Origin of the sequence: Leptothoe spongobia TAU-MAC 1115 (assembly GCF_018739885.1) — a bacterium.
Classification (GTDB): Bacteria; Cyanobacteriota; Cyanobacteriia; order Phormidesmidales; family Phormidesmidaceae; genus Leptothoe; species Leptothoe spongobia.
This window is the reverse complement of sequence record NZ_JADOES010000003.1, coordinates 209,561-236,253: the sequence shown is the minus strand read 5'-3', so window position 1 is coordinate 236,253 and position 26,693 is coordinate 209,561. Positions and strand designations below refer to the sequence as shown.

Annotated in this window: 22 protein-coding genes; 12 read left to right on the top strand and 10 right to left on the bottom strand. The window is 46.6% G+C overall.

The genetic code is table 11. The features are described 5' to 3' along the window. Nucleotides 1–185 precede the first annotated feature (185 nt). Nucleotides 186–737, bottom strand: coding sequence for a 5-(carboxyamino)imidazole ribonucleotide mutase (purE, locus tag IXB50_RS02645; RefSeq protein ID WP_215607375.1), 552 nt, complete (start codon nucleotides 735–737; stop codon nucleotides 186–188). Between the two features lie 105 nt (nucleotides 738–842). Between purE and nagA the strand changes: the two genes are divergently transcribed. Then, complete coding sequence (nagA, locus tag IXB50_RS02640; protein ID WP_215607374.1) at nucleotides 843–1,997, top strand: N-acetylglucosamine-6-phosphate deacetylase; 1,155 nt, start codon at nucleotides 843–845, stop codon at nucleotides 1,995–1,997. A 73-nt stretch (nucleotides 1,998–2,070) separates the two neighbouring features. Then, a complete protein-coding gene (gene bchM / locus IXB50_RS02635) occupies nucleotides 2,071–2,766 on the top strand; it encodes a magnesium protoporphyrin IX methyltransferase (protein WP_215607373.1) in 696 nt (231 codons plus the stop codon). Between the two features lie 20 nt (nucleotides 2,767–2,786). On the opposite strand, the gene IXB50_RS02630 is transcribed toward bchM, so the two are convergent. The 3 genes from IXB50_RS02630 to IXB50_RS02620 all read right to left on the bottom strand — a co-directional run bounded on the left by IXB50_RS02630 (nucleotide 2,787) and on the right by IXB50_RS02620 (nucleotide 10,186). Then, the gene (locus IXB50_RS02630) at nucleotides 2,787–4,556 is read right to left on the bottom strand and encodes a CHASE2 domain-containing protein (protein ID WP_215607372.1); all 1,770 of its coding nucleotides are present in this window, start codon (nucleotides 4,554–4,556) and stop codon (nucleotides 2,787–2,789) included. Between the two features lie 68 nt (nucleotides 4,557–4,624). After that, nucleotides 4,625–5,344 (bottom strand): DUF928 domain-containing protein, encoded by a 720-nt coding sequence (locus IXB50_RS02625; protein WP_215607371.1) that lies wholly within the window; start codon nucleotides 5,342–5,344, stop codon nucleotides 4,625–4,627. A gap of 234 nt (nucleotides 5,345–5,578) precedes the next feature. Next, entirely contained in the window at nucleotides 5,579–10,186 is a 4,608-nt protein-coding gene (locus IXB50_RS02620; protein WP_215607370.1) for a CHAT domain-containing protein, read from the bottom strand. A 307-nt stretch (nucleotides 10,187–10,493) separates the two neighbouring features. Between IXB50_RS02620 and IXB50_RS02615 the strand changes: the two genes are divergently transcribed. Both IXB50_RS02615 and egtC read left to right on the top strand, forming a co-directional pair. After that, nucleotides 10,494–10,874 (top strand): DUF423 domain-containing protein, encoded by a 381-nt coding sequence (locus IXB50_RS02615; RefSeq protein WP_215607369.1) that lies wholly within the window; start codon nucleotides 10,494–10,496, stop codon nucleotides 10,872–10,874. A 135-nt stretch (nucleotides 10,875–11,009) separates the two neighbouring features. Further along, nucleotides 11,010–11,804 (top strand): ergothioneine biosynthesis protein EgtC, encoded by a 795-nt coding sequence (gene egtC / locus IXB50_RS02610; RefSeq protein WP_215607368.1) that lies wholly within the window; start codon nucleotides 11,010–11,012, stop codon nucleotides 11,802–11,804. Nucleotides 11,805–11,957: 153 nt separating this feature from the next. Here the strand turns inward: egtC and hisC are convergent, their stop codons facing one another. The 4 genes from hisC to ovoA form a co-directional block, all read right to left on the bottom strand. After that, nucleotides 11,958–13,031 (bottom strand): histidinol-phosphate transaminase, encoded by a 1,074-nt coding sequence (gene hisC / locus IXB50_RS02605; RefSeq protein ID WP_215607367.1) that lies wholly within the window; start codon nucleotides 13,029–13,031, stop codon nucleotides 11,958–11,960. An 18-nt stretch (nucleotides 13,032–13,049) separates the two neighbouring features. Next, nucleotides 13,050–14,000, bottom strand: coding sequence for a class I SAM-dependent methyltransferase (locus tag IXB50_RS02600; RefSeq protein ID WP_215607366.1), 951 nt, complete (start codon nucleotides 13,998–14,000; stop codon nucleotides 13,050–13,052). A gap of 96 nt (nucleotides 14,001–14,096) precedes the next feature. Continuing rightward, a complete protein-coding gene (gene egtD / locus IXB50_RS02595) occupies nucleotides 14,097–15,077 on the bottom strand; it encodes an L-histidine N(alpha)-methyltransferase (protein ID WP_215607365.1) in 981 nt (326 codons plus the stop codon). A gap of 71 nt (nucleotides 15,078–15,148) precedes the next feature. Beyond that, nucleotides 15,149–16,471: a 5-histidylcysteine sulfoxide synthase gene (ovoA, locus tag IXB50_RS02590; protein ID WP_215607429.1), complete on the bottom strand. Its 1,323-nt coding sequence runs from the start codon at nucleotides 16,469–16,471 to the stop codon at nucleotides 15,149–15,151. 700 nt (nucleotides 16,472–17,171) lie between these two features. On the opposite strand from ovoA, the gene IXB50_RS02585 reads away from it, so the two are divergent. From IXB50_RS02585 to IXB50_RS02555, 7 genes are all read left to right on the top strand, one after another. After that, entirely contained in the window at nucleotides 17,172–17,666 is a 495-nt protein-coding gene (locus tag IXB50_RS02585; protein WP_215607364.1) for a DUF427 domain-containing protein, read from the top strand. A 332-nt stretch (nucleotides 17,667–17,998) separates the two neighbouring features. Next, nucleotides 17,999–18,586, top strand: a complete 588-nt coding sequence (locus IXB50_RS02580; RefSeq protein WP_246564046.1) for a TRAP transporter small permease subunit — start codon at nucleotides 17,999–18,001, stop codon at nucleotides 18,584–18,586. Then, nucleotides 18,576–19,907, top strand: coding sequence for a TRAP transporter large permease (locus IXB50_RS02575; RefSeq protein ID WP_215607363.1), 1,332 nt, complete (start codon nucleotides 18,576–18,578; stop codon nucleotides 19,905–19,907). The genes IXB50_RS02580 and IXB50_RS02575 overlap by 11 nt, the downstream gene beginning before the upstream one ends. 126 nt (nucleotides 19,908–20,033) lie before the next feature. After that, nucleotides 20,034–21,203, top strand: coding sequence for an MFS transporter (locus tag IXB50_RS02570; RefSeq protein WP_215607362.1), 1,170 nt, complete (start codon nucleotides 20,034–20,036; stop codon nucleotides 21,201–21,203). Between the two features lie 106 nt (nucleotides 21,204–21,309). Further along, nucleotides 21,310–21,597: a type II toxin-antitoxin system Phd/YefM family antitoxin gene (locus IXB50_RS02565; RefSeq protein ID WP_215607361.1), complete on the top strand. Its 288-nt coding sequence runs from the start codon at nucleotides 21,310–21,312 to the stop codon at nucleotides 21,595–21,597. Further along, nucleotides 21,581–21,784 carry a hypothetical protein gene (locus IXB50_RS02560; RefSeq protein WP_215607360.1) on the top strand — a complete coding sequence of 68 codons (204 nt, stop codon included), beginning with the start codon at nucleotides 21,581–21,583 and terminating at the stop codon, nucleotides 21,782–21,784. Before IXB50_RS02565 ends, IXB50_RS02560 begins: the two co-directional genes overlap by 17 nt. A 285-nt stretch (nucleotides 21,785–22,069) precedes the next feature. Then, complete coding sequence (locus IXB50_RS02555; protein WP_215607359.1) at nucleotides 22,070–22,858, top strand: DUF4382 domain-containing protein; 789 nt, start codon at nucleotides 22,070–22,072, stop codon at nucleotides 22,856–22,858. 20 nt (nucleotides 22,859–22,878) lie between these two features. Here the strand turns inward: IXB50_RS02555 and IXB50_RS02550 are convergent, their stop codons facing one another. Further along, nucleotides 22,879–23,988, bottom strand: coding sequence for a TRAP transporter substrate-binding protein (locus IXB50_RS02550; protein ID WP_215607358.1), 1,110 nt, complete (start codon nucleotides 23,986–23,988; stop codon nucleotides 22,879–22,881). 169 nt (nucleotides 23,989–24,157) lie between these two features. Here IXB50_RS02550 and IXB50_RS02545 point away from each other — a divergent pair, with 169 nt between their 5' ends. Beyond that, the gene (locus IXB50_RS02545; RefSeq protein WP_215607357.1) at nucleotides 24,158–25,648 is read left to right on the top strand and encodes a CPBP family intramembrane glutamic endopeptidase; all 1,491 of its coding nucleotides are present in this window, start codon (nucleotides 24,158–24,160) and stop codon (nucleotides 25,646–25,648) included. Here the strand turns inward: IXB50_RS02545 and fghA are convergent, their stop codons facing one another. After that, nucleotides 25,649–26,512 (bottom strand): S-formylglutathione hydrolase, encoded by an 864-nt coding sequence (gene fghA / locus IXB50_RS02540; protein ID WP_215607356.1) that lies wholly within the window; start codon nucleotides 26,510–26,512, stop codon nucleotides 25,649–25,651. It abuts the gene before it with no gap. Nucleotides 26,513–26,693: the final 181 nt, after the last annotated feature.

Genomic DNA, 26,693 nt, shown 5'->3' with positions numbered 1-26,693 from the left:
AACCATCGGCCTACTTGCACGGATACATTGTGCATATCTATGTAGATAGATTCCACCAATTTCGGCCAAGTCATTCTGTATCAGAGAACACACTTAGTTCGTGTGAATGGGATATTAGGTGTTTGAGACCTGCTAATTTTTGGTTTTTTGCAAAAGTTAATATTTTGAGGCCTGGAAAATCGTCGTTATGAGCGATTTGTATCAACATTTCTGGATGGAAACATTGTTTTGAGGTATGCATGTGGTCCTAAGGTGTCGAGACTTTCTTGTTTCTCCAGGACATTTTCTTCAAGGCCCTTGCGATAGTTTTGTATCTGTTCTAGAAGTTGGGGATCGCTCGTAGCCAAGATTTGAGCGGCCAGTAGTCCAGCATTTTTAGCATTGCCGATGGCAACGGTGGCGACGGGAATGCCACCGGGCATTTGGACAATGGAATAGAGGGAGTCTACACCTTGTAGACTACGACTTTTGACCGGAACACCAATGACGGGTAACGGTGTTAGAGCAGCTACCATTCCAGGCAGATGCGCGGCTCCACCTGCTCCAGCAATAATCACTTTTAAGCCACGTTCGATGGCTGTTTGGGCGTAGTTGGCCATCCGATAGGGGGTGCGATGTGCAGAGATAATGGCGACTTCGTGGGGAATGCCAAAGTCTTCGCAAATCAGAATGGCTGCTTCCATGGTGGGCAGGTCAGAGTCGCTGCCCATGATGATGCCGACAAGGGGAGTGGTCATAAATGTAAACAATAAAACGGCATCCCTGGCACTACCAGGGGGATGTTGTTAGCCTACCGGGTTCCTATGGGATGATTTGTACAAATATTGGAACTTGAAGGGGCCATGTCAATTTTGCTTAATGTGCGATTACCTCATATGTCAGGGCTGTTCTGTTTAGAGGTAGTGCGCCATCAACTGCGATCCATTATGCCTATGGATAAAGTAGCTGCTAATGCGGTTCAAGCAGTTGATCTGCAAGGAGATTGGGTGTCCCTTGGAGGAGTGGATCTACAAATCAACGGAGCCCTGGGTTTAGCATTTCCTGATCTCAGCGATCCCCTAGAGCTAAAAAAAATAGCAAGTTTCCTATGGGAGCAAGGTATTGATGCGTTTACGCCAACGCTGGTGACGGCGCATCCAGATAAGATTCAGCGCAGTCTGACTGTGATGCAGACCTATGAGGCTGAAGGGTTAAATGAGAAGCCTCACCATGCCAAGGTCTTGGGGGCTCATCTAGAGGGGCCATTTCTCAATCCAGCTAAACAGGGAGCGCATCCTCAGGAGTATTTGCAGCCGCTATCGATCGATCGAGTACAAGCTCTCCTAGAGCCATATTTGCATATGGTTAGAATTGTCACTCTGGCTCCAGAAATGGAAGCTGCGACGGCCGTGATTCCATGGTTGAGATCACACAATATTATTGTGAGCCTTGGCCATTCTCTGGCGACAGCGGCTCAAGCTCAGCAAGCATTTGACCAGGGCGCTTCCATGGTGACCCATGCCTTTAATGCCATGCCTGGATTACATCATCGAGAGCCAGGTTTGTTAGGCGCTGCTCTCACCCATCCCCGAGTATTTGCTGGTTTGATAGCCGATGGGCAGCATGTATGTCCGACGATGATTGATTTGCTCCTGCGGTCCACGCGTGGATGTTCTAGTGATGCCAAGGGAGGGCTTTTTCTGGTGAGTGATGCCCTTTCTCCTCTGGGGTTGCCTGATGGTATCTATCCCTGGGATAGCCGTGAAATAGAGGTCATTGATGGGACAGCACGTTTGCCTGATGGGACCTTGTCAGGTACGACCCGGCCTCTGCTCGATGGGGTAAAAAACTTGGTCAAATGGGGGCTATGTAGTGTTGAGGAGGCGCTGATGGCGGCTACAGAGATGCCTCGATTAGCTGCGGGTTTATCAGGACTGGCACCGAGACAGACGACCCATTTACTCCATTGGCATTTCGATGGAACTAGCTTGAGCTGGGAGAGGATTTTGGAGGATTGATCAGGGTGATCGGGCCAAAACATAATAGGATCTGACGGTAGATCAACACTATTACTTCTTTCTGACCAATCTTATGGCGAGTGCAACTGACGATAAGACCATTGTTCGTGATTATTTCAACGCCCAAGGTTTCGATCGTTGGAGTCGTATTTATGGTGATGGTCAAGTTAATAAGGTGCAGCGAGATATCCGTGAAGGGCATCAGCAAACGGTTGATCATGTGCTCTATTGGTTCAAGCAGGATGATAATGCTGAGGGCTTGACCGTTTGTGATGCTGGCTGTGGGGTAGGTAGTTTGAGTATTCCTCTAGCAACTATGGGGGCTAAGGTATCTGCCAGTGATATTTCTGAAAAAATGGTTGAAGAGGCCAGTTTTCGAGCTAAAGAATTATTACCACCTGAGGCTGCTCCCACATTTGATGCTCAGGATTTAGAAACGTTGGATGGTCGTTATCACACCGTGATTTGTTTGGATGTCCTGATTCACTATCCCCAGGATAAAGCCGGTGACATGATTGCTCATCTGAGTTCACTGGCTGAAGAACGCTTGATTTTGAGTTTTGCACCCAAAAATCCTTTCTATACATTGCTTAAGCGCATTGGTGAATTTTTCCCTGGTCCTAGTAAAGCAACTCGTGCTTATTTACATAGCGAAGCTGAGGTGCGTAAGGCTTTGAAAGCCAATGGTTGGGAAGTGAATCGCAAAGAATTTACAGCGTCACAGTTTTACTTTTCTCGCTTGCTTGAAGCTGTGAAAGTCTCAGCCTAGGATGTTTTGATTTCCATACATTAAACAAGTTGGTCGAGGGTATCGGGTTGATGAATTTGGACTTGATTGCGGCCTGCCTTTTTGGCAGTGTATAAGCCTAAGTCAGCCATCTCGGTTAAGGCACTGGGAGGAATCTCTAGTCTTGGGATAAAGCTAGTGATTCCGAGACTCATGGTGACATGGGCTGCTGTTTGAGATGTGGAGTGTGGCAAGCTGTAGGAGTTGAGTTTGGTGCGAATTGCGTTGGCGATCGCAATTCCTTCAGTGGCCGAGGTATTAGGCAGCATTACCACAAATTCTTCACCGCCATAACGGGCACTTAAAGCATCCTTCACTCTTACTGTTGTACGGATCGCGTGAGCGACACGTCTGAGGCATTCATCTCCTTGAGGATGGCCATAGGTATCGTTATATTTTTTGAAGTGGTCGACATCACCCATAATGAGAGCCAAGGGCTGTTGCGATCGCAATGCTTTAAACCACATTTGTTGGAGACTTTCATCAAATGTGCGGCGATTTGCTAATCCTGTTAGTTTATCTTTGCCAGAGAGCACCTGCAGTTGGGTCGTTCGGTGTGCTCCGGTTAGGCCTGAGGCGAACCATAGTCCCAGGAGCATGGGCACTACTGGTAGCCATAATCCCATCAAACTAAGTGCTCCATAGCTACCACTAAACACCAAGAGACTGGTGCCAGGGATGAATGTCAGTCGTTGCCAAAGCTTAGTGGCTCGTTGGGTTAAATATCCGCCAATGATGGCAAAGCTGATGATCAGGAGGCTTTCCGCCCATGCAGGCCATGGGTAAATCAGCGGACGTCCATCCAGGACACTACTGATAATCTGGCTGGTAATTTCACCGTGGATTTCGACTCCAAACTTAATGGGGAGCTCGCCCTTGGTGTGACGATTAGCTGTGTAAAAAATATCGGCACGACTTAATGCCATGCTGCCAATGAGGACGATGCGATCGCGCATCAATTCAGGCGGGATTTGATCGTCTAATACTTGCTTTAACGAGACAATTTTAAATGTATGTTCCTGTTGACGTAGGTTGAGTAATATCTGATAGCCCCGTGCATCAGTAGCAACATACCCTCCTGTATGACTTTCAATGGGAGGAAATTCAATTTGATTTAGTGTTAATACCGATGCGTCTGGTTCAGGGGTGATTGCCAGATTTTCTTTAGCTAAATAGTCTAAGGCGAGGCGTAAACCAAACCCTTCAAGAATTCTGGGAGTGTTTGCAGCAGGAAATAAGATTCCTCGTCTCACTCGACCATCGGCATCGACAATAATATCGCTAGCAGCAAGTTGATCCGCTGTTTTCAAAATGTTGTTGCCAGGAATAGAGTTGCCAGCTTCATCTCCAATAACTTTTTCAATACCGATAAGATTAGGGCTGTGTTCAAAAATCCTTTTCAAATCATTAGTACCAGGACTGTTCGGTAAATTCCGATAAAAATCGAGTCCAATTACCCGTGGTTGGTAGTTCTGAATTTTGCGAATCAAATTAGCCATGGTCTGATCGCTCACAGATGAAGTGCCTAGATAGGTATCTAGATCAGCATCTGTAATGCCGACAATGACTAATCTTGACTCACTGGATTCCGTAGGTCGTAGGGTGATCATTTTGTCAAACGCGCGTAGCTCCAGCAGCTGGAAACTGCTCAACGCCCGTAAGACCAAAATACTGCTGGCTGCCAATAAACTGGCAAGCACTACAAAACCATTATTGTTTCTAAGGGTATGCCAGAGTTCTCTCCAGACATCTCCAATGTTGTCTGTTTGCACAAAGGGCTACTATCCGTATGAGATCGTGATTACACTGCTGGAGTGATACGGTGATTACCCAACTAGGTTTACAGATGAACCACCGTTGATAGGTTTACCTCTGCTTGGCTTTGTCCCTGTTCCAAAAGAGTTTGCACCATAGTTTCAGCATTCGTTACCCCCTGACTTCTGGCTTCAAGCAGGGCAGCGATAGCGTCGTACCAAATGCCTTGATTGGCATAGACGCTTGCCTGCTCTAGGCTAGATAGATTATTTATATCCAATGATTCCCTGTCTACACGTTCGACGAAGCTCCGTGCAGAAATTTCGGTTTGCGGTTCATCAGGACACGAGAGTAAAACGGTCCAGCGATATTTTTTGCCAGTGGTCAAGGTTTCCTTTGGCAAGGTTATGCTAATGGTGCTAGTTTTTGCTATTTCAAGATTTTGAGTATAGATCGGATTTGCTAGGGTAGGATCTGAAAAATGAAACGTCATAGAGACAGGGACAACAGTGGCCACATGCCATGTCAGGGTGGGATTAGTGACTGTTGTCAAGAGTCGTGAGCGATCTCCTGGCACGATGAGAGATAAGCGAGCCGTGTCCTCGGATGCATTGCAACTCACTGCTTCTTGACCCCGTCTGCCACCTGATAGGGTAGAGCCGATACTGCCTCGTTCAGCGTCAGGAGTCCAGCGAATTCTTTCGCCTGCAAAGCCAGGCGTAATCAGGCTTAACGTAATACAGCCTGCCAATATCGCTGACGACAGGAGATAGGCTGACTTGAGGCCGGTCATCAATTGTTGCATGTTAGGGAAAGAGAACGTATATATGAACTCAGCTTGTTTTGAGGACTTGACGGTCGTCCATATGCTGATAGTCCATACTGGGTAGTGTCATCTGTCTACAGGGTATCTTTTGTTACTCTAAGGTGGGTAAAGAATACTTAAAATCTGAGCAGATAGATATCTAGACCCCGTAAAGTCTCCATGATATTAAACAACTTGGGCAGATCAATTGTTGGCGGCATGTAGGCTTGAGTCTTAATCCCAAGGGTTGCCAACCATCGTGAATCCTGACCAGTAAAAGGGATGGGTAAACTTTGCTGTGGAGGGTAAGGACCAGTCAGTGGGTAGCTCTATCGCACTCTGGGATGTGTTCAATATATTGTTTTTGATGTGAGTATTACCTTGAATCAAGGAGAGTTGCGCTTTTTGCAAGGTATGGAAACGTAAAGGCGTTGCGGGGAGCTGGGAATAAAACTCCGCCATCAAGGCTAGAGTACCTATGTCTGAGACGTTCCACAGGCTACCCATGGCTGTTTCAATCCCTGCTCCTGCGGCTAATCCTGTGAATCCTAATTCAGCTTCAGGGCTACTGAGGGCAGTGCCACAGGCACTTAAAATCAATAGCTCTAGCTCGGACCAACTCAGGTCCCGCATTCTGTTAAATGTTAGTGGAGAATCCCAAAACTGAATAAACGATTGCTCTAAATTACCTGCATTAAATTCAGCATGGGTTGCTAGGTGCAGTAGGTCATATTGCTGAGATGCTTGTAGGGCCAGAAAGTTATCCAGTGTAAAGGTTTCATTGATGAGTACATCAGTGGCTTGGGTATTTTGGGCAACAATCTCTAACTCAGTTGTAACGGCTGGCAGCTCTTCAAAAGCTTGAAAATAATTAGCCCCTGCGATCAGAGAACGTTGTCTAGCGGGCATATGCTCAAACTGTGGCTGTGTTAGGCCTATGCTAGGAATCATTGATATACCATACTGTTCGATCACAAAAGAATTCTCTTGCATCATCGCAGCTAGAGGAATCGCTCGTAGTCCCTGGTCGAGTGAGTACATCACATGGTCGATCTGATGCTTAGCTAGATCTGGTTGCAGAGGTGCCAACAACCAACCATACATCTGGCGTGCTAGGGCACGGTAGCTCTCTGAATCTTCAGGATCCGAGACCGCTAGCCGGAATAATTTTGCTTGCTGGGTTAGTTCAGTGCGTGAAACATCGATTAGATGTTGTATGGGTTTGCCTGTGGGGGGAACTAAAATTAGTAGTAGTTGATCCTCGGGTTTGGGGTCACTTTTAGTCCGAGGTAGTACAAATTGGTCTAAGGCATTCTCAGTTGATTCGGTGGAAGGCACATAGACCGCATAAATCACAGCTGACTGAGTTTGATGGTGATTACTTGCTTGTTGCAATGTTTGTTGAACAGTTTCTAAGCTGACTGGTTGCGTTTGTGGCAGCTGCCAGTACTTTTCAAAGTCTTTGCTGAAAGTTTCTTCTAAATATTGAAATGCCTCTTCATCGAAGTAGCGTAGACGGCCATTTGGCATGGTGACACTGACTTGCTCTGAATTGAAGCTTAACTGCTGGACAGTCTTCTCTTCTTGAATTAAAACCACTGCATCAGTCAGGTTTATCAGACTATTTGGCAGGGTATTGCCTGGCTGAGACTGCTGTGAAGATGATGGGAGAACAGGCTGTTGTGCAGGTAGAGGGCTAGTTGGAGCGGGAGTGATGGGGTCTGTAGGAAGAATATTACTTTCGACAGCTCCAATATCAATAGTGTTACCGATAATTCTGGGCTGCCCATTTTGATCGCTAGTAGTGGCGACTGCGTTATTGCCAGCATTTGCGGCTAGGCTATTGCTTAGGAGCTGATGTGCAGGGAGATCGCTGCCCACACTTTTGAGGGAGTCCAGGCCTGCATTGATAGGTTTACTGATCGTGCCCACTAGTGCACTGACTGAGAAGCTATTACTGCCTTCATTGATGCCAATTAGGTTATTGCCTTGATCCCTAAAATTCCCTTCTACGTCAGGGTTTAGGGGGGCACTGTTGACTGCTACAATCGTGTTAATCAAAGATGGTTCGGTGGCTGTAGCTGTGTTATCAGAGACGCCGCCGCCTGAGCTAATAGCGATGTTCTCTGCGATAGTGACATTAGTTAGACTAGTAGGGCCAATCGTATGAATGCCTCCACCAGTCAGTGCTTGATTGCCTGAAATGGTGCTGTTGATAACGTTTAACTGCGACAAATTGGAAAAAGAATGTTGACTAGCAATGGCAATGCCACCGCCCAATGAGGAAGACTGATTGCCAACAATAGAGCTATTTGAAATTGTCACCATTGTTTCATTCTTATCAGCAAAATTGAGAATGCCGCCTCCTGTTGCTGCTGATATATTGTTGTTAATCAGACTGGTGTCAATCGTCAGATTACCTCCCGATGTGTTATAAATACCGCCTCCACCATCATCTGTTCTTATGCCTGTAGACTGATTGCTGGTAATGATACTTTTCAGTAAGTTCAACTCTCCTTGATTGGTGATCCCGCCACCCTGTTGCGCCATATTGTTGAAAAATGAACTTGCTATAATCTCGCTATCACCATTGAGAAAAACTGCCCCGCCAGTCTCGCTAGCATTATTGTTAGTAAAGTTGACCGTATCAATGATGATTGCTCCTTCACTGTAGATAGCTCCACCATCTGTTCCGGCAGCATTAAGAGAAAAGTTAGTATTAGAAACTTTAAGCTTGCCATTGGGGTCAACGTCGATGGCCCCGCCATGGGTTCCTGCTTGATTGTTGGTGAATGTACTGTTGGTAATCACCACTGTGCCCTCCTGGATATCAATTGCGCCACCGTCAGAGCCAGTAAGATTATTGTCAAACACTGCATTGGATATACTGAGCGAACCTCGGTTGTGAATAGCGCCACCGTCCTGTGAGGTACCAGTCACTTGATTATTGCTAAACGTTACATCGCTGATGGTTGTATTTTTGCCATCATTGCTAAGTCCAGCACCATCGGATGAGCTGAGACCGTCTTGAATGGTGAGATTCGTGAGATTAATATTGTCCCCACTGTTGCTAATGCTGAGGACTTGATGATTGCCCTTGCCATCGTTGTTGGCATCGCCACTAATAAGCGTGCTGTCTTGACCTTGGCCTCTTAGTATAAGGCTACGATCCAGAGTGATCGTATTGCCTTCACGATAGGTGGTCGCGGCTAGGTTGACGTTGCCTCCTTCGGCAACAGCATCGATGCCATTTTGGATGCTGCCATTTGCTCCTACATTTACTGTTGTTGCTGTACCCGAGAGCTTGCCCTCATCTGTCAGGGTAATGGGTGCATCAAGATTGAGAGTGGTCGTATCGATCAATAAATTGTTGTCAGTGTTATTGCTGCTGGCATCAACAGGGGAGGCAATGGTGATAGAGTCAGCAGCTTGTAAGGTGATGTTGGTTGAGTCTAAGGCAGTGGTAACCGTTGAGATGCTGAGTAGGCTATTGTCTGTGGGACTGTTAAGCGCCTCGTTAATATCCTTGAAGACGGGCTCTGTGACAAGGTTGGTGTCTACGAGGGTTAGATTAGTCGGATCTAGTAACCATAGGCCGCTGTTTCCATGGGGTGCCATGGTGTTAACGGTTGCTGTGTTGCCAATGCTCAAGTGATGAAGGCCCGAGGTTTCGACCAGACCTCCGTTACCTGTAGCTGATTGTGCTGAAATGCTTCCACTAAAAAGAGTAGAGCCATCAGACCAGACGATGACTTCGCCGCCATTCCCCTGAATCGTATCAGCGCTCAACCTAGCAGTGTCGGTAATGATTGTTTGGGATGCACGGGGTAAGGAGCCTTTTCCCTGAAAATCTCCGCCAATGCGAATTGACCCACCTTGAGTCTGACCGGAAGCATCTAGGGTGCTATCGGTTATCTGGATCGTATCACCTAAAAGATGAATTTCGCCCCCTGTCATGCCTGCGGTAGAGATATTGCCAGAATTACTCAGATTAAACGACTGTTGAGCCTCTGTCGGGATCTCACTAGTCACTAGGGCCATTTCCCCATCATTACTGATGACCAGGCTGTTGCTGTGGTGTATATGACCCCCTGTAATCATGGCTGGTAGAGAGTCTGATGTCCCATTCTGGGCGGTGATTTCTAGGCTAAGTAAGCTGCCGCTCTGTCCAATACGTATGGTTTGGTCGCGTTCTGCTGTGAAAAGTGTGACTTTCCCATCTGGAGCGGTGAGAGTGCCAGTATTAGTCACTTGAGGAGCGAGAAAGCGTATACTTGCTCCTTCTGGCACAGTCAATTGCCCATGGTTGATGACGCTGCTAGAACGACTAAAGCCAAAATTACTAGGTGCAGTGACTAAGGTGCTGTAGTCAGGATTGCTGAGGACGTTGAACCACTCGGTGTCATTCCCGATATGAGTGGCCGTAGTGGCTGTAAAAGATCCCCGGAGATCCAGGCGGGCGTTGGGGCCAAAGATCAGTCCGGCGGGATTGACTAGGTAAAGGTCAGCGTGACTACCTGTGAGTTGCAAGAGGCCGTCAATGGTGGAGGTATTGCCACCGATCACCTGTCCGATGACGGCATCGGTGTTAAGAGGGGTAATAAAATTAGCAGTTTGGCCTGGGGCTAGATTGAATTGCTCAAAGCTGTGGAAGATATTGTTTGCTGCTGGAGTACCTCCGCTAATGTCAATGACGTCCTGATCTGAAATGGTGATCTGGGTTGTCGGAGCTGTGGGCACAATGCTCTGGGCTAGCAGTGGAACGTTGTCTGCAATCGCAATGCCACTACTCACAATTGGCAGTAATGCAAGTGCTAATGTTGCTTTGGGTAAGACTTCCATAGAGTGATGCCAGTCCAAATTGAGAAGATGAAGAAGTTAAACAGCGGTAGTTGTATGGTTGAAGGTCATGATCACGGCTGATGTCAGGGAAAAAGGAGGCGGTATCTCTGAGGAGCCGAGGGATGTCTTTGTTGCTTTTTTCTTTGACCAGGCTTTGAAGCTAGGCAATGTCCCCTCCGTGTAACTGACTAATGCAGGTTGAAGTCTTGCTGAGACAGAACAACCGATTGTGATTTAATTAGTCATCTCTAAGGCAGAATGACAGAGCATTGTTTACTCTGGAGAAGTTCGTTCTTTTGGTTACACTATGACTGCTCGTCTGTGTCTTGCGATCGCATCTATCTTAGGGGGCCTATCTGTTGCAGGCGGTGCCTTTGGGGCTCATGCACTCAAAGAGCAGCTAACTGAAAAAGCGTTAGCCACGTTTGAACTAGGCACGCGCTACCAGATGTATCATTCCCTGGCGTTGCTCTTGGTGGGACTTCTATGGCTACAACTTCCGAATAATAGCTGGCTGGGATCCGCTAGTTGGGCATTTATTGTCGGTATTGTGATCTTCTCAGGTAGCCTCTATGGCCTGAGTTTATCTGGCATTAAAATTTTGGGAGCGATTACCCCGTTGGGAGGATTGGCCCTGATTATTGGCTGGGGACTATTAGCTACGGCTGCCCTCTCTCTGACAAACTAGGGAATTTTCATTGCTGATTGCGTGGCATGCATCGTTCTGGCATACCTGCTATTTGTCGAGACTTTGTAGCTTAGAGCCTTGCGAAGATCAGCAATGCCAGATATTGATAAACTTTCGCACTAATATGTGTCCTCTATGTGTCGTTTACTTGCCTATTTAGGCGCTCCTCTCCCTTTGGAGAACCTGATTCTGAAACCAGAGCATTCCTTAGTGGCTCAGGGCTATCAGCCCAAAGAACTACAGATAGCTTTGCTGAATGCCGATGGATTTGGCATGGGTTGGCATCATCCTGATGACAGGACAGCCGAGCCCTATGTCTATCGTAATGTGTTGCCCATTTGGAATGACGCCAATCTACCTCACCTGTGTCGTTACATTCAGGCCCGGTCTTTGGTTGCGAATATTCGCAGTGCTACACCAGGTTTGCCCCTGGATTTTAGTAACTGTCAGCCGTTTCGCCATGGTCAACTTCTATTTGTACATAACGGTTGGATCGATAAGTTTCGACAGACGCTTTATCGCCCCATGCGTGATCTGATTGGCGATGTTGCTTATCAAAATATCTACGGCCTTACAGATTCCGAGCATATCTTTGCCCTGATTACCCACCTGCTAGAGCTTGATCCTCAGTTAGAGCTATTAGGAGCTTTAGAACAGGCCCTTGACATGATTCAATCTTTGGCTAATAAACATGATGTTCGAGTATCCGGTGTGATTGTGATCAGCGATGGGGAAAAGTTGGTGGCAGCTCGCTTTGACAATCAAGCTCAGGCTCCGTCGTTTTACCTGTTGCGTCAGTCAGAGGGCGTTATTTTAGCGTCTGAACCCTTATTTGACGGTGATTGGGAATCGATTGCCCAGGCCCATAGTTTGACTGTTACTGCTACCGATCTTCAACCCCACATTCATCGTTTCAATCGTGCTTTCTGATTTTTCTTATGAAAATATATAACGGGCTCTAACTTTTGCATGCATTCTCAGTGAACGTCTGCAGTCAGGCATCCTCATGTTCAACAGCAGCAATCTTTTGGTCAGTCTATTAGACTGTTTTTCTCTATATAGGGGGCGGTTATGACCATTTTATTAGGCATGATTATTGAGCAATTCATTCAAAGCAGCCTGCAATTTCTGATTTTCAGCAGGTGTACCGATGGCTGTTCTAAAATAATAATTATCTAACCCTAATTTTCCTCCAAAATCTCTGACCCATATATTTTGCTCACGCAGTATCCGAGATAGATTAGTGGAGGTAATTCCTAAAGGCTTAGTGTTAACAAAGAGAAAATTGGCTGTAGAAGGAGAGACAATAAAACCCATTTGTTCCATCTTCTCCCGAAGTAGGTCTCTTTCCTGGCAAACTTGTCTGACTTTTGAGCTGATGTACTCCCAGTCACCCAAGGCTGCAGCGCCTGCAACTAATGCTAATGAATTGATTGGATAAATCTGAGTGGCACGGTAGAGATAATCAATTATGTTTTTATTGGCAATGCTATAACCTAATCTCAGTCCAGCTAGTCCAAAACTCTTTGAAAAACTACGGAGAATTAGCAAATTTTCATAAACATCAACTAAATCAGCTATCGTTTCTTGAGAGAATTCATAGTAACACTCATCAATGACCACTAAACAATCTACATTCTCAATCAGATGCATCAGATCCTGACGAGCCACTAAGCTGCCCGTAGGATTGTTAGGGTTGGCGATAAAAATAGCCTTTGTTGTACTAGTAATATTCTCAATGATGTATTGAAAGTCTATGCCAAAATCAGTCATCCTTCTAAAAATAACAGGGTGACCATCCATAACCCGTGTCGATAAGGCGTAAATCGGAAATGTTGGGTCAAGAATAACAACTTCTTCGCCGGGAGCAATAAAAACTTTGATAATCAGCTCAATTAAGTCGTCTGAACCATTCCCGATAATTACTTTTTGCTCAGCTACACCAGCGTAATTTGCTAATGCCTTTCTTAGAGAGCCCCCTAAGGTGTCTGGATACCGATTAAGTCTAGGGATGGCCTCTACAATTGCCTGAACAACCTTAGGAGAGGGAGGATATGGCAGCTCATTGCAATCTAGATAAATACCAGGGCCGGATCTACTGGACGCAGCGACCCTGGGCATTAATTCCTTAATATGCGGATTAGTCAAATTTTCCATTAATTGTTCAAAATTGCATTAGTCCTGACTAGGACGTAAATCAAAAATAGTACTGAATGGTATCCCGATTTCTCTGTGTTCTACACATTGCCAACCGGATTCTGCGAATAAATCTAACCACTCAGTTAGTGATGGAATATATTGCCCCATGATGCCATGGGTAAATTCAAATCCTAACGTGAAAATAGGTACATTAGCTGAGGGAATCGTATCTGAGCGATAGGTGTCGCACAGAAGAAACCGCTTAATGTTGGGAAAGGCTGTGTGGAGATTTGTTAGGAACTTTGAACACTTATCATAGGGCCACAGATCATGCCCGTTAAAGAAGGAAAATACAGTATCAACCTCTTCAAAATTTGATTGCCTGTCTAACTGGCTAATATCAGCTTCTATGATTTTCACCTTGTCCTGTAGGTGAAAATCATCCACTGCTATTCGTGCTGTAGTCACAGCCCCTGGATTAATATCAATACCAATTCCTCGAACGGTAGGATTATTGGTGACGATATTGATTAATTTAGCTCCACTCCCGCAGCCAAGGTCTGCAACAAATTGATAAGGAACTTCTGACAACAATTGCTCAAAGTAGCTATCAACAAACTGTTGTCCATAGTCGCGTCCGGATAAGGCGATGTATCGGCCATCGCGGTTGATAAAATCATCATGCCGATTTTTGTTTTGTGTAATGGAGGCTAAATTTTGCAAGAGATATCCATAGCCCCGAATCAACCATAGAAAGTATCCCTTGTATTGGTAAGCTTCTGCAAATGATGCTCCCGGTTTTACGGTAGATTGATTATTCTCAATGTGGCAGATGTCGAAGCAGCAAAGAGCAGAGATAATTGCTACTAGGGACGGTTGGTGTAAATCCTTATCTTGGCAAAATGTTGCAATGTCTACAGTCTGTTGCTTTTCTAATGCTTCTATTAGACCTAGCTCATAGGCAGCAGACAAGGCAGAGGATGCCATGGTTGAGTTGAATATGTTGGATAACTGGCCATTCACTAATTAATGCCTCGTACTCAGCTATGTTTACGCTTACACACTTTTGTGCTGTTTCTGAAACTAGTCAACCAATTCTAGATAATTCACACTAAACAACTTGTGGTCGTCTACCCAGGTTTCTTTCAACATAAACCCAGCTTCTGCAGACAGTTCTTGAATGTCCTCAATACTATACTTATGAGAATTTTCACTATGAATACTTTCTCCCTCTCTAAAGGTAAATTGTTGCCCTGAAACCGTAACAATTTGGGAAAGCTTACTAATTAAGTGCAGCTCAATTCGACCTAATACTGGGTTGTAGGGAGCATAATGATAGAAGTTGTCCAGATCAAAATCAGCATCAAGTTCTCTATTAATGTTACTGAGAATATTGAGATTAAATTGAGCTGTTAACCCCTGGGAATCGTTGTAGGCCGCATGAAGAACAGTTGGGTCTTTTTTAAGATCTATTCCAATTAGCATGGCACCCTTTCCTTCAATTAGTGCAGCTGATTTTCTCAACAGAGCGATCGCCTCGATACGGTTTAGGTTGCCAAGGGTGCTACCTGCAAACAAAATGACCTTATTTTCTATATTGGCTAGGTTGGAAAGTTTTTCGTTGGGCAACCTAAATTCTTTTTGGGTATAGTCGGCAGCAACAGCGATAACATTTAACTCAGGATACTTAGAAGTTGTCAATTCTGCGTAAGTGAATAAATGCTCTCGAGCAATGTCAATGGGAATGTAAGCTGCAGGAGAATCGAGAGCTTCGATTAAGGGGTGAACTTTTTCAATACTGCCACTACCATATTCAATTAACAAGCAACTTTTTCCCAGCACTGCAGCAATTTCTTGGCTGTTCTTTTGTAGAATATCAATTTCAGTACGCGTTATGTAATATTCTTCTAGTTTGCAGATTTGAGTAAATAAGTCAGAACCATACTTGTCGTGAAAAAAGAACTGTGGAGGAAACTGTTTTTGTGATAATGATAATCCACTTAAAACTTCATGACGAAAATCGATTAATGTTGGCTGAAGGTCGCAGAGAATTGGCTGATTCATATTTTCGGAATTGACGACTGTAGACCGTGCAACTAAACAAAAATGTAGTCTAAAGGAAGAGGTGAATTCAATTAGATACTTTTGGCAGTTCTAAACCCGGCATGTTGATAAAAGTTAGGGCGAAACCAATTGCGATAGGACTTAGCTGCTATGGACCCACTACTTGCCCAAGATCCTCCCATCATTATCTTGTGCTGGTCGTCAAAGAAAGGCGCTGCAATGTCTTTATAAAGAGGATGAGGTTTGAATCCAGGTAGGGGATTAAAGTTTTCGCTCAGCCATTCCCAAACGTTCCCACGTAGATCATAGAGTCCACTGGAGGTTTTCGAGTGAGCGAGATCTCCCACTGGTGACGGGGAGCCAAACTTTAAGCCAAGGTTAAAGTCTTGCGTGTTATTACAGTCGGCTGCCACCATCGTCCATTCTGCTTCAGTCATAAGTCGTGTGCCCTCCCCTTGCCAACGACAGTAAGCAATAGCCTCATAATAGTTAACTTCAACGGGCCAATCTAAGGGAAATTCTATGTCATCAAAGAGGGCTCGGTATCGATAGGTGCCATTTTGGGGCCTCCAAAATTTGGGATGTTGAATCTTGTAGTCTGTTTTCCATTGCCAGGATTCGTGATCCCAAAATTCTTGATTTTCATAGCCATCTTCCTGTACAAATTGGAGAAATTCTTCGTTGGTAATCAGGTATTGACTAGCCATAAAAGGCTGTAACTCTACGGTGCGATGTCCGTATTCACTATCCCAACCGTAGGTTGAATCGTTGTGGGATTTTCCGAGACTGGCGACTCCCCCAGAAACGGTAATCATTTTGTTGTCTGGTTTTTTGTTTTTTGAGCCAGCATATTGCCAAGGCTTCGGACGTTTTAGGTGATCGGCAGGAAACTGTCTGAACAGCATGGAAGAGGTTTCAAAATGAATCCGATTGTGTTCCATGCTCATGAGCAGTGCCCACAGAGGGTGAGTTTGGTTAATGGGGAGATCGAGACTACAGGTACGAATAAGTTTGGTCACGACTTCCCGAACATGATCTCGATATTGCCAAACGTTCTCAACATTGGGCCAGTCGATGGATGAGATTGCTTGTTCTAATTGCTCCGGGCTGTCTGGATCGACTCCAATTTCAAACAAAATTTCATATTTGAGGTTGATCCGTTGAGCAATTAGCCCCACCTGAATAAGCTTATTAATATAAAAAACTGGCGAATGTCCCAGGTAAAAAATAATTGGGTTTCTCAGGGGGTCAGGATTATGATAAAAGCTATCATCACTGACTAAACTTTTCATCAGAATCTCTTCTAATTCCCAAGAGTTGTCAAAATAGGCGAGTAGAGTGTTGCGATCGCATCTATCTAACTGCGGAGTCGGCAATGATTTAAGCGAATCCATAAATGTCTGTGTGGTCATAAAAATAGGTTAACTAGTCTAGTCACACTCGATTAAAATAATCAGCAATTCAGCCTGAATCCTATCAAGGTTTCACTAGTAGGCTAATCTATATTATTTAAAAGTGTTGGTTCCAAAAGATAAAATAAAGACAGCTAATCTCTCGCTAAGTGGCACTGATGTCAACGGCGAAAAAGCAGCTAAATTGGCTGACCTCCTCCTTGATTAGGCGTGTAAAACCTTTCATTGGATACAGTCGTTACTGTGGTCTACGACTGTATCCAATGGTTTACTTGCTGAATGAAGGCTATCCATGAAAAGTAAAATCCAGGTAAAATTCTTAGCTGCTTAAAAAAGCGTTACAAGAATGATTCACTGGTCATCAATGCTGATCTTAAGAATGATTTTTTTTGAGGATTACTGATGCATATTGTTATAAACAGCGTAATTTATGGCCTAAATCAGCAACGGCAAAGTTTCTAGTTCGAGGTTTTACCAGAAATTTACTTTTCAACGTTATCTTTCGACTTGCTCACAGATGTATCGTGTCTGTGACTGCTAACGAGTTCAACATTTTACTCCCTTGAGACGAGCTGGCAGTTTACAGAAAGTCGCTTAGCTAGCTTGGAATATCCCCTGGTAGCCTCGGCAACGGTTTAATCTAAAAGAGTCCGCTACTTGTTAATCATTTGTCACCATTGCCATGAGACCTGAACCAATTGCCCCTGGCCCCGGTCAAGAGTCTGTCTGGGATTATCCTCGCCCTCCCCGAGTGGAGGATGTGACGAAACGCATTAGGATTATTTTCAATGATGAGCTGATTGTTGATACATGCCGTTCCCAGAGGATTTTAGAAACTAGTCATCCTCCTAGCTACTACATTCCCAAAAGTGATATCAAGATGGAGTACCTGGTGCCAAGTGCCCATAGTACTTTTTGCGAGTGGAAGGGCAGAGCTAGCTATTATACGGTTCAAGTGGGTGATCGCAAAGTCGACAATGTTGCCTGGTATTACTCTAATATTTCTCCAGCATTTGAGAGTCTGCAAGATCTCGTTGGATTTTATCCAAGACCGATGGATGTTTGTTATGTCGGAGATGAAAAAGTAGAGCCTCAAGCAGGAGACTTGTATGCTGGCTGGATTACGAGTGATATTGTTGGGCCGTTTAAGGGAGGGGCTGGTACATGGGGGTGGTAGTAATCTATAGATGTTTATCTTATGGAAGAGTGGAGAGATATTAATCTTTCCCATTTGAGGCATTACGTCGATTGTAGGTACAACAGATTTTGGCTATATCTGTTGTAGTGACTTGATTATAGGTGAATGTCTGAAGGGCGATCTTGAACCAAGGGTCAAATATAGCGGTTCTCATTCGCACTGAATACACTCGGTTTTGAGGTTTCAGTGGTTAGCACTATCAAGGTGTATTCAAAACAAGTCGGAACCGCTATATTGCAAATTGTGCGATCGCAACCAATACCCATATCTCAACGGGATAAAATACCCCGGTAGAAAATAGGCAAAACACTTTGCAGTCCTTACTCTCTATCGCCCGCAGGATAGATGCCTTCACCACTCAAATTGGCAAATTCGCCTACTGGTTAGTCCTGGCCATGATCGGTGTGGGCACCTGGAATGTCATTGGTCGCTACCTCGGTAATCTAGTCGGTCAAAACCTCAGTTCCAATGCCCTGATCGAAACTCAGTGGTATCTGTTTGACATTGTCTTTTTGTTGGGGGCAGCCTACACCCTGCAAAAAGGCGGTCATGTGCGGGTGGATGTGTTTTACGATCGCTGGTCCCGTCGTCATAAGGCGCTGGCTGACTTTATTGGTACGGTTATTTTTCTAATCCCGTTTTCGGCCCTGGTGATTTACTTTTCCTGGGGGGCAGTGCTCAAGTCCTGGGCGGTATGGGAAAACTCGCCGGATCCAGGGGGACTGCTGCGCTTTCCCATTAAGACCATGATCTTAGTGAGTTTTGCGTTACTGATATTGCAGGGTATTTCAGAAGCGATTAAAAACTGGGCAATTTTTTCAGGCTACTTACCAGTCAATGGGCCAGTCAATGGGCCAGCGGACGATACTCGTGATGGAGAGGCTGGTGATGCTAATTGATTGGTTAGGACCGCTGATGTTCGGCGGAGCCCTGGTGCTCCTCTCCCTTGGTTACCCAGTGGCCTTTTCTCTGGGTGGAGTGGCCATCTTATTTGGCCTGATTGGGATTTCCTTAGGGGTATTTGATCCCATCTTTCTGACCGCGATGCCGCAGCGCATATTCGGCATCATGAATAACTTCACCCTGCTGGCCATCCCCTATTTTATCTTTATGGGGGCAATGCTAGAGAAGTCAGGCATTGCTGAAAACCTGTTGGAAACCATGGGCAGCCTATTTGGTCGCCTGCGGGGTGGTTTGGCCATTGCTGTCGTGGTCGTAGGTGCATTACTGGCAGCGACAACCGGAGTTGTGGCAGCAACGGTGGTCACCATGGGATTGATTTCCCTGCCGACGATGCTGCGTTATGGCTATAACAAAGATGTGGCCACTGGCGTGATTGCAGCGTCAGGTACCCTGGGCCAGATTATTCCACCCAGTATTGTGCTGGTGGTCCTAGCGGATCAGCTGGGGGTATCCGTTGGCGATTTATTTTTGGGATCATTTATCCCTGGGCTACTGATGGCCGGAGCCTTCGTAGTGCATGTGGCTATCATGGCCTTTGTCCGCCCAGACTTGTTGCCTGCGCTACCGCCAGAACTCTTAAAAATTCGTGGCCAAGCCCTGGCCCTTAAAGTCTTAAAAGTCATGGTGCCGCCGCTGGTCTTAATTTTGCTGGTGTTAGGCAGTATTTTCTTTGGTATTGCTACACCGACAGAGGCTGGAGCTTTGGGAGCAGTGGGTGCGATGGTGCTGGCTGCTTTTAATCGGCAGCTGACGATCCGCAGCTTGCGCGAAGTGTGTGATAGTACGCTGCGTACCACCACCATGGTGATTTTCATCCTATTGGGTTCAACGGCCTTTAGTCTGGTGTTTCGTGGTTTGCGTGGAGATAGCTTTATTTTTGATCTGCTGACCAATTTACCAGGGGGCGATGTGGGCTTTTTGGTGGTTAGTATGCTGACGGTCTTTTTCCTGGGGTTCTTTATTGACTTCTTTGAAATTGCCTTTATTGTGATTCCCCTCTTTGCGCCAGTGGCCCAGCAGCTGGGGATGGACCTGGTGTGGTATGGAGTGATTATTGGGGCTAATATGCAAACCTCATTTTTGACACCGCCCTTTGGCTTCGCTCTGTTTTATCTGCGGGGTGTGGCTCCCAAGGAGGTGTCCACGGGCAATATTTATCGAGGTGTAATCCCATTTATTGCGCTGCAGTTGCTGGTGCTCGTCTCGATTATTGCCTTCCCTGGTTTGGTAAGTTGGCTGCCGTCCCTGAGTGGTTAACTTTGTAGGGACATTGCATGCAACGTCCCTAGGGTAGCCAATGTTTAGAACATCTAAGACTATGCTTGTTAGAGACGATGCCCCTTGTATGAGTGATTAATAGCCATTTTTGATAAGTGAGTTCCCATGAGTAATGCATTAGTAGGGCGACGAATTCTTTGGCTCCAGGTTTTAGGATTAGCTGCGGTACAGGGAGCGATTTCCCTGACTTGGGTGATTTACAATCTTTATCTAAAGGATTTGCTAGTAGCGTTTGGGTTCTCGGCTGCTTTGGCCGCCCTGCTACTGATCATTGAAAATGCTATGGGTGCGGTGATGGAACCGCTGATGGGGAGCTTTTCGGACCAGCGGCAACACTGGGTGGGGAGTCGTTTTCCTCAAATTGCCCTGGGGATGATTTTGGCAGCCTTTTGCTTTTTGGGCATTCCCTTGGTTGTTGTCGTCGGTGGTGTATCACTTAAAGCGTTACTGCCATTTGCCTTGGTGGCTTGGGCCTTGGCGATGACGGTTTTTCGGAGTCCGGCCCTGTCGCTGCTGGGGCGCTATGCTTTTGAGGCGGATTTACCCCAGGCGGCTAGCGTATTGACCATGGTGGGTGGGGTGACGGGAGCCATGGCCCCCTTGGCGAGTGATTTTATTTTGAGTTTAGGCCCCTTGGCAGCCTTTTCGATTGGGACGGTGGTGCTGTTGTTGGCGGCCTTAGCGTTGCGATTGGTGAATCCTGGTACGGCTGTATCGAGTTCCCCATCATCAACAGGGGCCAATGCCCAGATGCAGTGGGCTAATCTACCCTGGATATTTGCGACTGGTGCCAGTGTGGCGTTGGGGTTGAGACTGTTGTTGCAAAACTTTCCTAAGGCGGTCGCTGGGACGGGGTTTGCTCAGCCTAAGTTGATTATGGTGGCGCTGTTTGTGACGGTGGCGGTGAGTGCATTGCCCTGTGGTCAGCTGGCGACCAGGCTGGGGAATCGGCGGGCGATGTTAATCGGTTTTGTCGGGATGGTTGTGGCAGTGGGTGCGACGGCTGTCATGGGATCGGCTGGGGTGGCTGTGTTGGTTGCGATCGCAATCGGCATTGCCTTTAGCCTGGTTGCCAATGGCACTTTACCCTATGCCTTATCCATGGTGCCGCCCACAAAAGCGGGTTTAGGCACTGGCCTTTACTTCAGCGGTGGCGCTGCTGCCATGAGCGTGTTGGGTAGCATTGGCGCTAACTTGGGGTTGACCGTCTCACTCTTGGTCGCTGCTATCAGTTTTGCCACAGCTGCAGGCTGCGTTGTGGCAAAACGGCCCTAGTTACAGAAAGTTTTTGGGAATGCTCTGTGTTGATTATCGTCGTAATCAGCCCAGATCTAGGCATGATGATTATCATGTAATTAACAGTGTATTTTCTGTTTTTAACATGCTAAATCTTTGTAATATTCATCCACTTTCAGAATTTCAACGGGGAGCTAAAACTTTTTTAGAACGCCTGAAGCAGACACGAGCGCCGATAGTCCTTACGGTAAATGGGAAAGCTGCTGTTGTTGTACAGGATGCTGAGAGCTATCAGAAGCTTTTAGACCGGATGGAGCTTTTAGAGTCTCTAGCGGGGATTCGTAAAAGTATGGAGGAATTTGAGCAGGGCAAAGGTCAGCCTCTAGGGGACGCATTTGATCAACTGCGGGAGAAATATGACGTACCGGGTTGAGATTTCACCCACAGCCATTAAGGATATTGAGCAGATTTTTCTTTGGATGCGTGATTTTTCTTTGGATGATGCTCATCGCTGGGTTAGGGGATGCTATGAAATCATGCTGACTCTTGAAAAATTGCCAAATCGTTGCGCTGTAGCTGTTGAGAGCCAATTTGGAGATGAAGAAAGCTTAGAAAATTGATCCTCCAGACGGAATGACGAAACTGTGTTGGTTGCGATCATAATCGGTATTGCCTTTAGCCTGGTTGCCATAACATAGCCGTTACACGATCTGATCACCTAACCAACTGACTGAGGCAAAAACTAAGAATCCTTTATGTGATCTTTCAATATGTAGCCATGACAGAGTGTCATTGAGCTAGGGTAGAGCCGAGACTCTGACCCAAGGAAGCTTACCCTCCTATGGGATCTTCATAAGGTCCGGTGAAGTCGACGTTTCAATTGGAAGACCGCTTTAGGAGGAAATATGGATAGGAAGTGGTTGTTAAATGTAGCTGTTATCCCACTCTTGATGAGTAGTGCTGCTTGCACTCAGTCGGCTGCTACTCAAGTTGGTACGCTAGAGCTGCGGGCTAACGGCGAAGACTTTATCCGCCAAGGATTTACCAGTAAAGATGGTTGGCAAATTGAGTTTGACCATGTCTATGCCGATATTCAAGATGTTGTTGCCTACCAGGCTGCTCCCCCCTTCAATCCGGATACGGATGTGGAAATTGCTGCTAAGACCAATGTGCTACTCACAGAAGCAGCCAATGTGGATCTAGCCGAGGGGGATGCAACTGCTGCACCTATTTTAGTAGAACAAGTGGAGACCACAGCAGGCCGCTACAATGCCCTATCCTGGAAGCTGATTTCAGAGGCCGGACCAGCATTAGTGGTCATAGGAACCGCCACCCGTGATGGTGAAACGATTCCGTTTGAAATTGCTCTGAATCCGTCGTTGGAGTTTTTCTGCGGCGATTTTGTTGGCGACGAGCGCAAAGGAATTCTCTCCCCTGAAGGAACAGCCAATGTGGAAGCTACCTTTCACTTCGATCACCTCTTTGGCGATATCGATATATCTGAAGAAGAGGTATTAAATCGGGGAGCATTAGGTTTTGATCCGTTTGCGGCTTTAGCCCAAGATGGTGTTGTTAATTTGACTCCTGAAGACCTGGAGATCAAGCTCACTAAGGTAGAGAAACTTCAGCTTGCCGATATTTATAAAGGCTTGGGTCATGTTGGTGAGGGACATTGCCGCGCAGAGGAAATTTAAACGGCATTTGATGTGGTCTTTTAGGCTTCCTTGTTAGCAAAGCTGGCAAAGCCTAATTCATTAAGGCGGTTCCAACCATAGACCGAGTCACGGAAAGATTTCCATCCGTCGTAGATTTCCTTAAAGTCGGCATCTTCGTTAGCGCTTTCTTCATAGATTTCAAAGGCAGCTTTTTCAGCGGCTGCCAGGATCTCATCGCTAAAGGGCTTAAGCTGTACACCAGCACCGAGGAGACTTTGTAGAGCGGCTCCGTTAACCGCGTCATACTTGCCTAAAGTGCTGATATTGGACTCCACACAGGCCGTTTTAACGACTTCTTGATATATCGGGGGCAAGGAGGTCCAGGCATCCATGTTGATCATCATGTCAAAGGCAGGACCGGGCTCCCACCAGCCGGGATAGTAGTAAAACTGAGCTGCTTTTTGCAGACCGAGTTTTTCATCGTCGTAAGGACCAACCCACTCAGCTGCATCAATCGCACCACGCTCCAAAGCAAGAAAAATTTCGCTACCTGGCAGGTTCTGAACGTTGACACCGAGCTTGGCCATTACCTTGCCGCCTAGCCCAGGAATTCGCATCTTTAGACCTTGTAGGTCACCAGCAGTATTGATTTCTTTGTTGAACCAGCCCCCCATTTGCACACCGGTATTACCGGCTGGAAAGTTGATGATATTAAACTTGGCGTAGAGCTTTTGCATGGCTTCCAACCCGCCACCGTGGTAAAGCCAGGCATTTTGCTGCTGAGCATTGAGACCAAAGGGGACTGCCGTACCAAAAGCTAGGGCCGGACTCTTGCCTACATAGTAGTAAGCGGCACTGTGACCACATTCTACCGTGCCATCCTGGACAGCATCGAGTACCTGCAATCCAGGCACGATTTCGCCACCAGCGTAGGGTTCAATAGTAAATCGGCCATCGGTCATGGCAGCGATGCGATCGCACACAATCTCAGCTGCACCAAATAACGTATCCAAAGACTTAGGCCAGCTAGTGGCCATTTTCCAACGTACCGTAGGCAGCGCTTCCCCATCACCTGCAGCGGTGGGGGTAGTTGATTGGGCACAGGCAGTTAGCGCCGCAGTGCTAGCGGCACCAGTTAAGCCATAACCAATTAACTGTCTACGTTTCATAGCGAACTCAAGCCTGATTAAGTGTGTAGAAAAAAGGACGTGTATACGCTGACACGACGCAACCCAGAAACTATTAAATCACTCTGCCCAGAGGATTAATCACATTGGCAACAGTCGTTAATAAAGGAGTGCTAATGCGATAATGCCTAAATTGTCTGTGATTTTCTAAATGACGCTAAAGCGGGTTGTTTTATCGATTTTGACGGGCCTGGTGGCGCTGGTGGTGGCTTCATCCTTGTACGAAAGCTTTTCCCAGCCTCAGGTGACGGGGCAGCTGCAGCTGTATCAAAGTGATTTGCTCTTGCAGGCGTCTGAATGGGATGAGTTGGACGGCGATGAGTTTAAGCAGTTTGGCAGTACGCTGCTGGGGGCGAAACCTCTGGAGTCGGTGTCCAAGCAGTATGAGTCGGTGCGCAAAGAAGCCGCAGCTGGGGTGACGCGATCGCAAAAGCAACTGGCAGCTCAAGCGGATGACCAGGATCCCCGGTTTGAGAAATTTAAAACGGCCATTACCCAGCAGCAGAAACTAATCGGTGATATTGATATTAAGCTAGGCATTCTTGCCACGCAGCAAAATAATATTGATAGCGCTCGCCAGCGTTGGCAAGCGTTGATGGATGGCGATGGTCCAACGGCAGATGTGGCCAATGTTTTATTGGGATTATGGGCAACGCCGCCAAACATCACGCCCACAGCCGAAAGTACGATTACTAGTCAACTGAGTGGCTGGTTTCAATATCGTGTTTTAGAACGGCTTTATACCCTGGATGATCGGTCAGTGGATCTGGCGCAGCTGGGTGAGCAAGAGCAAACAGCGGCTCAATCTAAGCTGGTGAAGTTGGCTGCTGTGGGTGCAATGCCTGTGCTGGGCTGCCTGTTGGGTATTGGTGTGCTGATTTTCCTCGGTGTGCAGTGGTTTACAAAACGTGGTGAGTCGCTCCTGGGCAAAGCCGCTTTACCCTGGGAGGTGCCCTGGGATGGTGAAATTATCTGGCAGGTGCTCATCGTTGGCTTTTTCTTTGTGGGTCAGTTGCTGATTCCGTTTGTATTGCAGATGTCAGGGCTCAACTTTGCGTCAACTGGCAGTCGTGGGCGAGCCCTATATTCTATGGTTTTTTATCTGTTGATGTCAGTGAGTGGCATTGCAGTATTAGCTGGGTCGATTTGGACCTATCGCCCGTTACCCAAGGACTGGTTTAAGTTCAAGCTGGTTGACCGTTGGCCTTTGTGGGGCGTGGGGGGTTATGTGGTAGCCCTACCGCTGATGATCGCGATTTCTGCTCTTAACCAAAAAATCTGGCAGGGGCAGGGGGGTAATAATCCTCTCTTACAAACGGTGTTGCAAGAGAGTGATGCCATTGCTCTACTGTTGTTTTTCCTCACAGCCGCTGTCGCAGCACCCTTGTTTGAAGAAGTGCTTTTCCGTGGGTTTTTACTGCCTTCTCTAACTCGCTATATGCCGGTCTGGGGAGCGATTTTGCTAAGTAGCTTTATCTTTGCATCGGCTCACCTGAGTCTTTCGGAGGTGATCCCGCTGACATTATTGGGGGCGATTCTGGCTTGGGTGTATACGCGATCGCGAAATCTACTTTCATCAATGCTGATCCACAGTCTTTGGAACAGTGCCACCTTGTTAGGGCTATTTCTTTTGGGGAGTTAACTACCCACACAACACCTCAGCATGGTGTCTGACATGATCCTCCATAAAGGTGGCGATAAAGTAATAACCATGGTCGTAACCTGATTGCATTCTCAGGGTTAGGGGTTGGCCTACTTCCTCGCAAGTGGTTTTGAAGACCTCAGGCTTCAGCTGCTGCTGTTCTAGAAACGGATCAGCTAGCCCCTGATCAATCAGAATGTGGCGGTTTGTCTGTGCCTTTTGCCGGACAAGCTCACTGGCATCATAAGCGGCCCAGGTAGATTCATCGGGACCTAGATACTTGCCCAGTGCTTTTTGACCCCAGACACATCGGCTAGGAGCTGCAATTGGTGCAAATGCAGAGATTGACTGGTATTTCTCAGGATTACGTAGACCACAGACTAGGGCACCATGGCCCCCCATGGAATGACCAAATATCCCCTGCCGTGCCGGATCTGCTGCAAAGTTCTGATGGATGAGAGTAGGCAGTTCCTCGGTCACATAGCTGTACATCCGATAGTTTTGAGTCCAGGGATTTTCGGTCGCATCGACATAGAAACCCGCACCGCTACCAAAGTCCCAGCCTTCTTCATCAGGGACATCTTCACCACGGGGACTGGTGTCTGGAGCTACTAGCATGAGGCCATGCTGGGCTGCATAGCGTTGGGCTCCAGCTTTGGTAATGAAATTTTCCTCAGTGCAGGTCAACCCCGATAAGTAGTAGAGCACCGGCACCGGTTTGATTTGAGCTTGTGGTGGTACAAATACCGCAAACTTCATCGTGCATTGGCATTGTTCAGATGGATGGCTATAAATGCCGACGCTACCACCAAAGCAACCATGCTGACTTAAGTCGGTCAGTGTTGTACTTGGTTCGTTGGCCATGATTAACTCCAGTATTTTCCTGCCAATCGTTTAATACTTGCTGCTAAATCCAATTCTGAGAGCTCAGCACCCTATTCATGAATTGTGTCAAAACCCTACCATGACTTATGATGCGCGGCTAATCACTCATCGCCGTCTCCGTGATTTTGCCCCCAATTCGTTACCATCCTCAGCCTTTTCT

Coding starts and splice junctions, on each gene's coding strand:
- purE (WP_215607375.1), bottom strand. CDS start 737: ATGACCACTCCCCTTGTCGGCATCATCATGGGCAGCGACTCTGACCTG.
- nagA (WP_215607374.1), top strand. CDS start 843: ATGTCAATTTTGCTTAATGTGCGATTACCTCATATGTCAGGGCTGTTC.
- bchM (WP_215607373.1), top strand. CDS start 2,071: ATGGCGAGTGCAACTGACGATAAGACCATTGTTCGTGATTATTTCAAC.
- IXB50_RS02625 (WP_215607371.1), bottom strand. CDS start 5,344: ATGCAACAATTGATGACCGGCCTCAAGTCAGCCTATCTCCTGTCGTCA.
- IXB50_RS02620 (WP_215607370.1), bottom strand. CDS start 10,186: ATGGAAGTCTTACCCAAAGCAACATTAGCACTTGCATTACTGCCAATT.
- IXB50_RS02615 (WP_215607369.1), top strand. CDS start 10,494: ATGACTGCTCGTCTGTGTCTTGCGATCGCATCTATCTTAGGGGGCCTA.
- egtC (WP_215607368.1), top strand. CDS start 11,010: ATGTGTCGTTTACTTGCCTATTTAGGCGCTCCTCTCCCTTTGGAGAAC.
- hisC (WP_215607367.1), bottom strand. CDS start 13,031: ATGGAAAATTTGACTAATCCGCATATTAAGGAATTAATGCCCAGGGTC.
- IXB50_RS02600 (WP_215607366.1), bottom strand. CDS start 14,000: ATGGCATCCTCTGCCTTGTCTGCTGCCTATGAGCTAGGTCTAATAGAA.
- egtD (WP_215607365.1), bottom strand. CDS start 15,077: ATGAATCAGCCAATTCTCTGCGACCTTCAGCCAACATTAATCGATTTT.
- ovoA (WP_215607429.1), bottom strand. CDS start 16,471: ATGGATTCGCTTAAATCATTGCCGACTCCGCAGTTAGATAGATGCGAT.
- IXB50_RS02585 (WP_215607364.1), top strand. CDS start 17,172: ATGAGACCTGAACCAATTGCCCCTGGCCCCGGTCAAGAGTCTGTCTGG.
- IXB50_RS02575 (WP_215607363.1), top strand. CDS start 18,576: ATGCTAATTGATTGGTTAGGACCGCTGATGTTCGGCGGAGCCCTGGTG.
- IXB50_RS02570 (WP_215607362.1), top strand. CDS start 20,034: ATGAGTAATGCATTAGTAGGGCGACGAATTCTTTGGCTCCAGGTTTTA.
- IXB50_RS02565 (WP_215607361.1), top strand. CDS start 21,310: ATGCTAAATCTTTGTAATATTCATCCACTTTCAGAATTTCAACGGGGA.
- IXB50_RS02560 (WP_215607360.1), top strand. CDS start 21,581: ATGACGTACCGGGTTGAGATTTCACCCACAGCCATTAAGGATATTGAG.
- IXB50_RS02555 (WP_215607359.1), top strand. CDS start 22,070: ATGGATAGGAAGTGGTTGTTAAATGTAGCTGTTATCCCACTCTTGATG.
- IXB50_RS02550 (WP_215607358.1), bottom strand. CDS start 23,988: ATGAAACGTAGACAGTTAATTGGTTATGGCTTAACTGGTGCCGCTAGC.
- IXB50_RS02545 (WP_215607357.1), top strand. CDS start 24,158: ATGACGCTAAAGCGGGTTGTTTTATCGATTTTGACGGGCCTGGTGGCG.
- fghA (WP_215607356.1), bottom strand. CDS start 26,512: ATGGCCAACGAACCAAGTACAACACTGACCGACTTAAGTCAGCATGGT.